An 11,691-nucleotide genomic window follows, 5' to 3' on the forward strand; every position below is an offset into this window, starting at 1 on the left:
CGACACCCCCGTGACCACCCCCCACCTCGCCGTCGTCCGCTTCCACGGCCGCAGCCCGCACTGGGGAACAGGCAGCAAGGAGGACCGCTTCCGCCACACGTACACCCCGGCGGAGCTGTCCGAATGGCTACCCCGGATCCAGACCCTGGCCGCCCACACCGAAGAGGTCCACCTCCTCTTCAACAACTGCTGCGCCGACGCGGCGGCCCAAGCGGCCCGGACGATGGCCGACTTGCTGGCTCCGGCCCGCAGCACAGCGAGCTGACCGGGCTCTCGCCGCGGCCGCGCACGGCGGGCAGGGGACGTGCCGGGTGGTGTCCGCCCGCAGCGGCCGGCGAGAACCCCGCCCCACCAGGACCCCACAGCCCGCCGGACCGAGGACGGACACCACCCGGCGCGGCCCCGACCCACACCACACCGCAGGCGAACGCAAGCCCCTACACACCGCCGCAGGCCGCCGCAGGCGTTTTCCCGACCGACCCGCACCTGAGGCACCGCCGACCGACCCGCCGCAGGCGACCCGCCGACCGACCCGCACCTGAGGCACCGCCGCAGCCCGCCGCAGGCGACCCGCCGACCGACCCGCACGCGACGCACCGCCGCAGCCCGCCGCAGGCGACCCGCCGACCGACCCGCTCCCGAGGCACCGTCGCAGCCCGCCGCAGGCGCTTTGCCGACCGACCCGCAGTCGACGCACCGCCGCAGGCGACCCACCGACCCGCACCCGGCGAGCCCAAGCCCGCCGCAGGCGACCCCGGCCCAAAGCCCGCCGCAGGCGACCCGCAGGCGACCCCGGCCCAACGCCCGCCGCAGGCGGCCCGCAGGCGAACCCCACCCCCGGCACACCAAGCCCCAGACAGCTAGGCTCAGCCCAGGACGACCTAGATCCAGGGAGACCGCGGATGACGCCGGGGCGCAGAAGCAGCACCTTCACGCGACTGCTGCGGCACGGCTTCACCGACCCCTCGGCCGCCGAGCGCCTCCTCGACAGCGCCGAGCTGTCCGCCGTACGCGACGACCCGGTCCTCCTGGAGGCCCTGGGCGCCACCGCCGACCCGGACCTCGCCCTGCACGGCCTGGTACGGCTGCTGGAGGCCCAGCCTGGCCCCACCGCCCACCGCGAACTGCTGGACACCCTGATAGCGGCCAAGCCGCTGCGCGACCGCCTGCTCGGAGTGCTCGGCGCCTCCGCCGCCCTGGCGGACCACCTCGCCCGCCACCCGAGCGACTGGCAGGCTCTGGTCACCTACGAGCCGCGCGACCTGCACCGCGGAGTGGCGGAGTTCGAACGGGGCCTGGCCGAGGCCACCGACCCCGTGTCCCTCCGCGTCGCCTACCGCCGCTGCCTGCTGTCCATCGCCGCCCGCGACGTGTGCGGCACCATCGACGTCGCCGAGACCGCCGCCGAGCTGGCCGACCTCGCCACCGCCACGCTCCGCGCCGCCCTGGCGCTGGCCGCGGCCGCCGCCCCGGACGACGCCGCCGCCTGCCGCCTCGCGGTGATCGCGATGGGCAAGTGCGGCGGCCACGAACTGAACTACGTCTCCGACGTGGACGTGATCTTCGTCGCGGAGGCGGCCGAGGGTACCGACGAGGCCAAGGCGCTCCGGTCCGCCACCGCCCTGGCCTCGCACATGATGCGGATCTGCTCCGAGACCACGGTCGAGGGCTCGATCTGGCCGGTGGACGCCAACCTCCGCCCCGAGGGCCGCAACGGCCCCCTGGTCCGCACCCTGAGCAGCCACCTCGCCTACTACCAGCGGTGGGCGAAGACCTGGGAGTTCCAGGCCCTGCTCAAGGCTCGCCCGGTGGCCGGCGACGCCGACCTCGGCCAGGCGTACGTCGACGCGCTCGCCCCCCTCGTGTGGCAGGCCGCCGAACGCGAGAACTTCGTCACCGACGTGCAGAAGATGCGCCGCCGCGTGGTGGAGAACATCCCCGCGGCCGAGGTGGAGCGCGAGCTGAAGCTCGGCCCCGGCGGCCTGCGCGACGTCGAGTTCGCGGTGCAGCTGCTCCAGCTCGTGCACGGCCGCACCGACCCGTCGCTGCGCAGCGGCAGCACCCTCGACGCCCTCCAGGCACTCGCCGCCGGCGGCTACGTGGGCCGCGAGGACGGCGCCCGCCTGGACGAGGCGTACCGCTTCCTGCGGTCGATGGAGCACCGCATCCAGCTGTACCGGCTGCGCCGCACCCACCTCGTCCCGGAGGCCGAGGCCGACCGGCGCCGCCTGGGCCGTTCGCTCGGTCTGCGCACGGACCCGGCGGCCGGGCTGAACCGCGAGTGGAAGCGGCACACCGGCGTGGTGCGCCGGCTGCACGAGAAGCTGTTCTACCGCCCGCTGCTCGACGCGGTCGCCCAGCTCGCCCCGGGGGAGGCCCGGCTGAGCCCGGTGGCGGCCCGCGAGCGGATGGTGGCCCTCGGCTACGCCGACCCGGCGGCCGCCCTGCGCCACCTGGAGGCGCTCGCCTCCGGCGTCACCCGCAAGGCGGCCATCCAGCGCACCCTGCTGCCGGTCATGCTCGGCTGGTTCGCCGACTCGGCCGACCCGGACGCGGGCCTGCTCAACTTCCGGAAGGTCTCCGACGCCCTCGGCAAGACGCCGTGGTACCTCAGGTTGCTCAGGGACGAGGGCGCGGCCGCCGAGAACCTGGCCCGGGTGCTGTCGGCGGGCCGCCTCGCCCCCGACCTCCTCATGCGCGCCCCCGAGGCGGTGGCGCTGCTGGGCGACGGTGACGGCGGCGGCCTCGCGCCGCGCGGGCGCGGACCGCTGGAGCAGGAGATCCTGGCCGCGGCGGGGCGCGCCGAGAACGCCGAGCAGGGCGTCACCGCGGCCCGTGGCGTGCGCCGCCGCGAGCTGTTCCGCACGGCCGCCGCCGACATCATCGGCTCCTACGGCACCGAGACCAGCCCCGTCGAGGCCGACCAGGGCGCCCTGGTCGACCGGGTCGGCGCCGCGGTGTCCGACCTGACCGCGGCCACCCTGGCCGGCACCCTGCGGGCGGTCGTACGGGCCGGCTGGGGCGACACCCTGCCCACCCGGTTCGCGATCATCGGGATGGGCCGTTTCGGCGGCCACGAACTGGGCTACGGCTCCGACGCCGACGTGTTGTTCGTGCACGAGCCGCGGGAGGGCGTGGCGGAGCAGGAGGCCGCGGCCGCCGCGAACAAGGTGGTCGCCGAGATGCGCCGCCTGTTGCAGCTGCCGAGCGCCGACCCGCCGCTCCTCATCGACGCCGACCTGCGTCCGGAAGGCAAGTCGGGTCCGCTGGTGCGCACCCTGAAGTCGTACGAGGCGTACTACCGCCGCTGGTCCCTGGTCTGGGAGTCGCAGGCGCTGCTGCGGGCCGAGCCGGTCGCCGGTGACGAGGACCTGGGCCGCCGCTTCATCGAGCTGATCGACCCGCTGCGCTACCCGCCGCGGGGGCTCGCCGACGACGCCGTGCGGGAGATCCGCCGGCTGAAGGCCCGCATGGAGTCCGAGCGGCTGCCGCGCGGCGCCGACCCCAAGCTGCACACCAAACTCGGCCCGGGCGGCCTGTCCGACGTCGAGTGGACCGTGCAGCTGTTCCAGCTCAGGCACGGCCACCAGGTGCCCGGGCTGCGCACCACCCGTACCCGCGAGGCCCTGTCCGCGGTGCGTGCCGCCGGACTGCTGTCCCCGGAGGAGACGGAGATCCTGGACGAGGCGTGGGTGCTGGCCACCCGGGTGCGCAACGCGGTCATGCTGGTGCGCGGGCGCGCCGGGGACACCTTCCCCACCGAGCCCCGCGAGCTGGCCGCGGTCGGCCGCTACCTGGGCTACGGCGCCGGGCACGCCGGGGACATGCTGGACGCCTACCGCCGGACCGCCCGGCGGGCCCGCGCGGTCGTCGACGAGCTGTTCTACGCGGACGGCAACTGACCCGGTCTACGCGGACGGGAGACGACCGGTCTACGCGGTTGGGAACCGACCGCCCCCGCCCGCCGGGGCCGGCACCAGCCGGGGCAGGGAGTGCGGCAGGCTGCCGTACCAGAGTCTGGCCACGCTGAAACCGAAGGCCAGGCAGAGGCCGCCGCCCACCGCGTCCAGCCAGAAGTGGTTGGCGGTGGCGACGATGACGATCAGGGTCGCCACCGGGTAGAGCAGCCCCAGCAGCCGCGCCCAGGGCACGGAGGCCAGCGCGCAGACGGTCAGTCCGCACCACAGCGACCAGCCGATGTGCATCGACGGCATGGCCGCGTACTGGTTCGACATGTGCTTCAGGTCGCCGGAGGCCATCGAGCCCCAGGTGTGGTGGACCATGACCGTGTCCACGAAGCGCCCGCCGTTCATCAGCCGGGGCGGGGCCAGCGGGAACAGGTAGTAACCGACCAGGGCCACACCCGTGGTGGCGAACAGGACCAGGCGGGCCGCCGCGTACCGGCCGGGATGCCAGCGATAGAGCCATACCAGCACACTGAGCGTGATCACGAAGTGCAGGGTGGCGTAGTAGTAGTTCATGCCGATGATCAGCCAGTTCACCGTGTTGACGGCGTGGTTGACCGACCGCTCGACGGCGACGCCCAGGTGGTGTTCCAGGCTCCAGACCCAGTCGGCGTTGCGCAGCGCCTCGGCCCGCTGTTCCGGGACCGCGTTGCGGATCAGCGAGTACGTCCAGTAACTCACCGCGATCAGCAGGATCTCGAACCAGAGCCGGGGCCGGTGCGGCCGGCGGACCCGGTGCAGCCGGCGCAGGAGACGCCTTCCGCCCCCGCCCGTGACGGCCCGCGGAACGGTCGGCTTCTCGCGACCTTCCGGATCTGTCACGGCCGAGTCACTCATAGCAACAGAGTCTGCCAGAAAAGGGTTCCCCGCCAGATCATCCCAAGGCCGGGTCCCCCGCGCACGTCCTACGACACCTGTGGGCTCACTTGCGGTCGCCCGGCGCGGAGGCGGTCGAACCGCGCACCACCAGTTCCGGCATGAACACGAACTCGCTGTGCGGTGCGGGCGTCCCGCCGATCTCCTCCAGCAGCGTGCGCACGGCCGCCTGCCCCATCGCCGGGACCGGCTTGCGGACCGTGGTCAGCGGCGGGTCGGTGAACGCGATCAGCGGGGAGTCGTCGAAGCCCACCACCGACACGTCCGTCGGCACTTCGAGGCCCAGCTGCCGGGCCGCCCGTATGGCGCCGAGCGCCATCATGTCGCTCGCGCAGACCACGGCGGTGCACTTGCGCTCGATCAGCGCGGTCGCGGCCGCCTGGCCGCCCTCCAGGGTGTACAGCGAGTGCTGGACCAGCTCGGTCTCGACCGTCCGCGCGTCCAGCCCCAGCTGGTCCCGCATGGCGCGGACGAAACCCTCGATCTTGCGCTGCACGGGCACGAACCGCTTCGGGCCGAGCGCGAGCCCGATCCGGGTGTGGCCCAGCGACACCAGGTGGGTCACCGCGAGCGAGGTGGCCGCCCGGTCGTCCGGGGAGATGAAGGGTGCCTGCACCTGTGGCGAGAAGCCGTCCACCAGCACGAACGGCACGCCCTGCGCCCGCAGCCGCTCGTAGCGCTGCATGTCGGCGGTGGTGTCCGCGTGCAGTCCGGAGACGTAGATGATGCCCGCCACCCCGCGGTCCACCAGCATCTCGGTCAGCTCGTCCTCCGTGGACCCGCCCGGGGTCTGGGTGGCGAGCACCGGGGTGTAGCCCTGCCGGGTCAGCGCCTGGCCGATGACCTGGGCGAGGGCCGGGAATATCGGGTTCTCCAGCTCCGGGGTGATCAGCCCCACCAGGCCCTCGCTGCGCTGGCGCAGCCGGACCGGACGCTCGTAGCCGAGGACGTCCAGGGCGGCGAGCACGGACTGGCGGGTGGTGGCGGCGACGCCCGGCTTCCCGTTGAGGACCCGGCTGACGGTCGCTTCGCTCACCCCCGCCTGCGCAGCGATGTCAGCAAGCCGTGTGGTCACGGCACTGGACTGTACCGGCCGCTTGACGCCTTGCACACCGACGGGACGCCGTGCGCGGGCGGCCGAACGTCCCGCCGTGGACTGCTGCGTCATCGCGATCCTCGTCCTTCTCGGTGTCCGGTCGGCGGGTGGCCGACCTCGTGGGGGGTGTTCCTGCTCGGTTCGTCCGGAACCGGCGTCCGTTCCGCAAGGGGATGATTCCGGCAGTGGATACGGATGGCAAGGCCTTGCAGAGTCTTGCACAAGTGTCCGTCAACCCGCCGACCGGCGGCGGATCAAGGTTTCGGTGGGGTCAGCCGCAGGTCACGGCGAGGTAACCGCCGTGTTCTCTTGCACTTTTTTGCTGCAAGGTCTTTCGCAGCGCTTACAACGCTGTTACGTTCCCAGTCGCCCGGCCGCCGCAATGGCGCAGTCGGCAAGTCGCAGAGGCGTCAGACGGGACCGCCTTCTGCACCACTCGGGCTTGAAACCCTCAAGGAGAACTCATGCGGCGTGGCATAGCGGCCTCCGCGCTGGTGGCGTCCTTCGCCCTGGCGGCGACGGCGTGCGGCGGGAGCGACAGCGACAGCAAGTCGGACGGCCCGGTGACCATCACCTGGTGGGACACCTCCAACGCCACGAACGAGGCACCGACGTACAAGGCCCTGGTCCAGCAGTTCGAGGCTGCCCACAAGGACATCAAGGTCAAGTACGTCGACGTCCCCTTCGACCAGGCGCAGAACAAGTTCGACACCGCCGCGGGCTCCAAGGGCGCCCCGGACGTGCTGCGCTCCGAGGTCGGCTGGACCCCGGCCTTCGCCAAGAAGGGCTACTTCCTTCCGCTGGACGGCACCGAGGCCCTGGCCGACCAGGCCAAGTTCCAGCCGAACCTGATCAAGCAGGCCCAGTTCGAGGGCAAGACCTACGGCGCGCCGCTGGTCACCGACACCCTGGCGCTGGTCTACAACAAGGCCCTGTTCAAGAAGGCCGGCATCACCGAGGCCCCCAAGACCTGGGACGAGCTGAAGTCCGACGCCGCCAAGGTCAAGGCCAAGACCAAGGTCGACGGCTACTGGGGCTCCACCCAGGCCTACTACGCCCAGTCCTTCCTCTACGGCGAGGGCACCGACACCGTCGACGCCGCCGGCAAGAAGATCACCGTGGACTCGGCCGCCGCCAAGAAGGCCTACGGCACCTGGCTGAGCACCTTCTCGGGCAAGGGCCTGCACAAGGCCGACACCACCGCCGACGCCTACGCCCACATCCAGGACGCGTTCGTCAACGGCAAGGTCGCCGCGATCATCCAGGGTCCCTGGGAGATCACGAACTTCTACAAGGGCTCGGCCTTCAGCGACAAGTCCAACCTCGGCATCGCCACCGTCCCGGCCGGCTCGGCCGGCAAGGCGGGCGCCCCGACCGGCGGCCACAACCTCTCGGTCTACGCCGGCTCCGACAAGGCCCACCAGGCCGCCGCGCTGAAGTTCGTCAACTTCATGACCTCGGCGAAGTCCCAGGAGACCATCGCCCTGAAGAACTCCACCCTGCCCACCCGCGGCGACGCCTACACCGACAAGGTCAAGGCCGACCCCGGCATCGCCGGCTACCAGGGCGTCCTGTCCGCCGCGCAGCCCCGCCCGGCGCTGCCCGAGTACAGCTCCCTGTGGGGCCCGCTGGACACCGAGCTGCCGAAGATCGCCGGTGGCAAGGAGTCGCTGGACAAGGGTCTGAGCAACGCCGAGCTGGCCATCGCCAAGCTGGTGCCCGACTTCAGCAAGTGAGCCCGTGTGGCCGCCGGGTCCTTCCCGAGGGGGGAAGGACCCGGCGGCCACCGCCCTGTACCCAGCCCACCCCCTGATCGATCAAAAGGTGTCGAACCATGACAGTCGCCATCGACCGCGCGACCGGCAAGCGCCGCGGTGACCGCGCGCCGCGGCCCGGGCTGGGTCAGCGCATCAGGAGCAGCTACCAGAAACACTGGTACGCCTACGCGATGATCGCCCCGGTGGTCGTCGTGCTCGGCGTCATCGTGGGCTACCCGCTCGTGCGGGGCCTCTACCTGACGCTCACCGACGCCAACAGCCTCAACTCGGCGCGCACCATCGGCGTCAACCACATCGCCGCCACGTACAAGTACATCGGGTTCGACAACTACAAGGACATCCTGTTCGGCCCGACCTCGTACGACCGGTTCTGGTCGCACTTCCTGTGGACCATCTTCTGGACCGCCGCCTGTGTGGCCCTGCACTACTCCATCGGCCTGGGCCTCGCGCTCATGCTGAACCAGAAGCTGCGCGGCCGCACCGTCTACCGGCTGCTGCTGGTCCTGCCCTGGGCCGTGCCGACCTTCGTCACCGTCTTCTCCTGGCGCATCATGCTCGCCGACTCCGGCGTGCTCAACCAGATCCTGCACTCGCTCCACCTGCCCCAGCCGCAGTGGCTGGAGGACACCTTCTGGCAGCGGTTCGCCGCGATCATGGTGAACACCTGGTGCGGTGTGCCGTTCATGATGCTCTCGCTGCTCGGCGGCCTGCAGTCGATCGACTCCTCGCTGTACGAGGCCGCGGAGATGGACGGCGCGAGCGCCTGGCAGCAGTTCCGGCACGTCACGCTGCCCGGCCTGCGCTCGGTCAGCTCCACCGTGGTGCTGCTCGGCATCATCTGGACGTTCAACCAGTTCGCGATCATCTTCCTGCTCTTCGGGCCGACCGGCGCGCCCGACGCCCAGATCCTCGTGACCTGGGCCTACTTCCTGGGCTTCGGCCAGCAGCCCCGGGACTTCGCCCAGTCCGCCGCCTACGGCGTGCTGCTGCTGTCGATCCTGGCCGTCTTCACGTCCTTCTACTTCCGCTGGCTGAAGCGCAATGACCAGCTCGCCTTCTGACGCCGCAGGAGCCGCCGCCATGAGCACCACGACATCTCCCGAGACCAAGCCGGGAAGCCCGGTCACCCCGCAGGTCCTCGCCGCCTCACGCACCCGTCCGGGGCGCCGGCGCGGTGAGCGCGGCCCGCTGGGCGCCGCCCTGATGCACGGTGGCCTCATCGTCGCGAGCCTGATCGCACTGGCCCCGGTGGCCTGGCTGTTCTTCCTGTCCCTCGGCCCGGACAAGGACGACTACCTGCACCCGGGCAAGATCATGGGCAAGCTGAGCTTCTCCAACTACAGCTTCGTGCTGCAGCACACCGCCTTCTTCGACTGGTTCAAGTCGACGATGATCGTGGCCCTCGGCACCACCGTGATCGGTGTCTTCGTCGCCGCGACCACCGGCTACGCCGTCTCGCGCATGCGCTTTCCCGGCTACAAGTCGCTGATGTGGGTGCTGCTGCTCACCCAGGCGTTCCCGATCGCCATCCTGATCGTGCCGATGTACGAGATCTTCAGCGAGCTCGGCCTCATCGACACCTACTGGTCGCTGATCGTCATCAACTGCACCACGGCCGTGCCGTACAGCGCCTGGCTGCTCAAGGGCTACTTCGACACGATCCCGTTCGAGATCGACGAGGCCGGCCGGGTGGACGGACTGAGCCCCTTCGGCACCTTCTTCCGGCTGATCCTGCCGCTGGCCCGCCCGGGCCTGGCCGTCGCCGCCTTCTACAACTTCATCACCGCCGTCGGCGAGGTCGCGTTCGCGACGACCTTCATGCTCGACGACTCGAAGTACACCTTCGCCGTCGGTCTGCAGACCTTCGTCAGCCAGCACGACGCCGAGTGGAACTACATGGCCGCCACCGCGGTGCTGATCGCGATACCCGTGTCGGTGTTCTTCTACCTCGTGCAGAAGAACCTCGTCACCGGCCTCACCGCGGGCGGCACCAAGGGCTGACGCCCCCGGTGAAAGGCTCCCGCGCGCCTGTCGCGCGGGTAGGCGGCCGCGGTGTTCCATCCGACCCCGCTGACACCGCGGCCGCCTCGCACTCCAGCCGCCCACCACGTCGCCCCTGACCAGACCTCTTTTACGCAGCAAGGAAGCCATGAGCCAGCAGACCCCCGCAGCCCCGGCCGCCGACTCCGCCGTCGCCACCGTCGCCAAGCGCCGCGACTGGTGGCGGGACGCGGTGATCTACCAGGTCTACCCGCGCAGCTTCGCCGACAGCAACGGCGACGGCATGGGCGACCTGGAGGGCGTACGCTCCCGCCTCCCGTACCTGCGCGACCTCGGCGTGGACGCCGTGTGGCTCAGCCCCTTCTACGCCTCCCCGCAGGCCGACGCCGGCTACGACGTGGCCGACTACCGCGCGGTCGACCCCATGTTCGGCAACCTGCTCGACGCCGACGCGCTGATCCGCGACGCCCGCGGGCTGGGTCTGCGCATCATCGTCGACCTGGTCCCCAACCACTCCTCCGACCAGCACGAGTGGTTCAAGCGCGCTCTCGCCGAGGGCCCCGGCTCCCCGCTGCGGGACCGCTACCACTTCCGCCCCGGCAAGGGGAAGAACGGCGAACTGCCGCCCAACGACTGGGAGTCCATCTTCGGCGGGCCGGCCTGGACCCGGGTCACCGAGCCGGACGGCACCCCCGGTGAGTGGTACCTGCACCTCTTCGCGCCCGAGCAGCCCGACTTCAACTGGGAGCACCCGGCGGTCGGCGACGAGTTCCGCTCCATCCTGCGCTTCTGGCTGGACATGGGCGTCGACGGCTTCCGCATCGACGTCGCCCACGGCCTGGTGAAGGCCGACGGCCTGCCCGACCTCGGCTCCCACGACCAGCTGAAGCTGCTGGGCAACGATGTCATGCCGTTCTTCGACCAGGACGGCGTGCACGCGATCTACCGCCAGTGGCGCACGATCCTGGACGAGTACGCGGGCGAGCGGATCTTCGTGGCCGAGGCCTGGACCCCGACCGTCGAGCGCACCGCCAACTACGTCCGCCCGGACGAGCTGCACCAGGCGTTCAACTTCCAGTACCTGGGCACGGCGTGGGACGCCGAGGAGCTGCGGACGGTCATCGACCGCACGCTGGAGGCGATGCGCCCGGTGGGCGCCCCCGCGACCTGGGTGCTGTCCAACCACGACGTCACCCGGCACGCGACCCGGTTCGCCAACCCGCCCGGCCTCGGCACCCAGATCCGCACGGCGGGCGACCGCGCGCTCGGTCTGCGCCGGGCCCGTGCCGCGACCCTGCTGATGCTGGCCCTGCCCGGCTCGGCCTACGTCTACCAGGGCGAGGAACTGGGCCTGCCCGACGTGGTGGACCTGCCCGACGAGGTGCGCCAGGACCCGGCCTACTTCCGGGGCGCCGGCCAGGACGGCTTCCGCGACGGCTGCCGGGTGCCGATCCCGTGGACCCGCGAGGGCTCGTCGTACGGCTTCGGCGGCGGCGGCAGCTGGCTGCCCCAGCCGGCGGAGTGGGCCGAACTGAGCGTGGAGGCGCAGACGGGCGTGGCCGGCTCGACGCTGGAGCTGTACCGCGCCGCGCTGCGCGAGCGCCGTGCGCGGCCCGACCTGGGCGCCGGCGACGCGGTCGAGTGGCTGCGCGCCCCGGAGGGCGTCCTCGCCTTCCGCCGCGGGGAGTTCGTGTGCGTCGCGAACACCACGGGGGAGTCGGTGACGCTCCCGGCGTACGGTCGCGTGCTGCTCGCCAGCGGTGAGGTGACCGAGGCCGACGGCGAGGCCAAGGTGCCCGCGGACACCACCGTCTGGTGGACCGCGGCGGTCTGACGCCCCCTCCGGCGCCCTCGCTGAAAGTTCTTGCATCAACTTGACCACGGCCCGCTGCCTTTCCGGCAGCGGGCCTTTAACATCTGCGTCACCGCAAGTTTGCTGAAAAGTTTCAGCAAGCGCCTTCAACGACGAAGGAGC

General features: G+C 71.5%; 8 protein-coding genes. 6 read left to right on the top strand and 2 right to left on the bottom strand.

From position 1 onward, the window contains the following. Together V7E45_RS12110 and V7E45_RS12115 are read left to right on the top strand one after the other, a co-directional pair. Positions 1–265 (top strand): DUF72 domain-containing protein (locus V7E45_RS12110; RefSeq protein ID WP_333774125.1); only part of this gene is annotated, 265 nt, incomplete at its 5' end. Between the two features lie 637 nt (positions 266–902). Continuing rightward, positions 903–3,902, top strand: a complete 3,000-nt coding sequence (locus V7E45_RS12115) for a bifunctional [glutamine synthetase] adenylyltransferase/[glutamine synthetase]-adenylyl-L-tyrosine phosphorylase (RefSeq protein WP_333774126.1) — start codon at positions 903–905, stop codon at positions 3,900–3,902. A gap of 30 nt (positions 3,903–3,932) precedes the next feature. On the opposite strand, the gene V7E45_RS12120 is transcribed toward V7E45_RS12115, so the two are convergent. Together V7E45_RS12120 and V7E45_RS12125 are read right to left on the bottom strand one after the other, a co-directional pair. After that, on the bottom strand, positions 3,933–4,802 hold the full coding sequence (locus tag V7E45_RS12120; RefSeq protein ID WP_333774127.1) for a phosphatase PAP2 family protein: 870 nt from the start codon (positions 4,800–4,802) through the stop codon (positions 3,933–3,935). Positions 4,803–4,887: 85 nt separating this feature from the next. After that, positions 4,888–5,916 carry a LacI family DNA-binding transcriptional regulator gene (locus V7E45_RS12125; protein ID WP_333774128.1) on the bottom strand — a complete coding sequence of 343 codons (1,029 nt, stop codon included), beginning with the start codon at positions 5,914–5,916 and terminating at the stop codon, positions 4,888–4,890. A gap of 485 nt (positions 5,917–6,401) precedes the next feature. On the opposite strand from V7E45_RS12125, the gene V7E45_RS12130 reads away from it, so the two are divergent. The 4 genes from V7E45_RS12130 (at position 6,402) to V7E45_RS12145 (ending at position 11,550) form a co-directional block, all read left to right on the top strand. Further along, a complete protein-coding gene (locus tag V7E45_RS12130) occupies positions 6,402–7,673 on the top strand; it encodes an extracellular solute-binding protein (protein WP_333774129.1) in 1,272 nt (423 codons plus the stop codon). 98 nt (positions 7,674–7,771) lie between these two features. Further along, the gene (locus V7E45_RS12135) at positions 7,772–8,776 is read left to right on the top strand and encodes a carbohydrate ABC transporter permease (RefSeq protein WP_333774130.1); all 1,005 of its coding nucleotides are present in this window, start codon (positions 7,772–7,774) and stop codon (positions 8,774–8,776) included. 19 nt (positions 8,777–8,795) lie between these two features. Then, positions 8,796–9,716 (top strand): sugar ABC transporter permease, encoded by a 921-nt coding sequence (locus V7E45_RS12140; protein WP_333774131.1) that lies wholly within the window; start codon positions 8,796–8,798, stop codon positions 9,714–9,716. A 148-nt stretch (positions 9,717–9,864) separates the two neighbouring features. Beyond that, positions 9,865–11,550: a glycoside hydrolase family 13 protein gene (locus V7E45_RS12145; RefSeq protein ID WP_333774132.1), complete on the top strand. Its 1,686-nt coding sequence runs from the start codon at positions 9,865–9,867 to the stop codon at positions 11,548–11,550. Positions 11,551–11,691 lie beyond the last annotated feature (141 nt).

This window comes from Streptomyces sp. IBSBF 3136, from assembly GCF_036815105.1.
Taxonomy (GTDB): Bacteria; Actinomycetota; Actinomycetes; order Streptomycetales; family Streptomycetaceae; genus Streptomyces.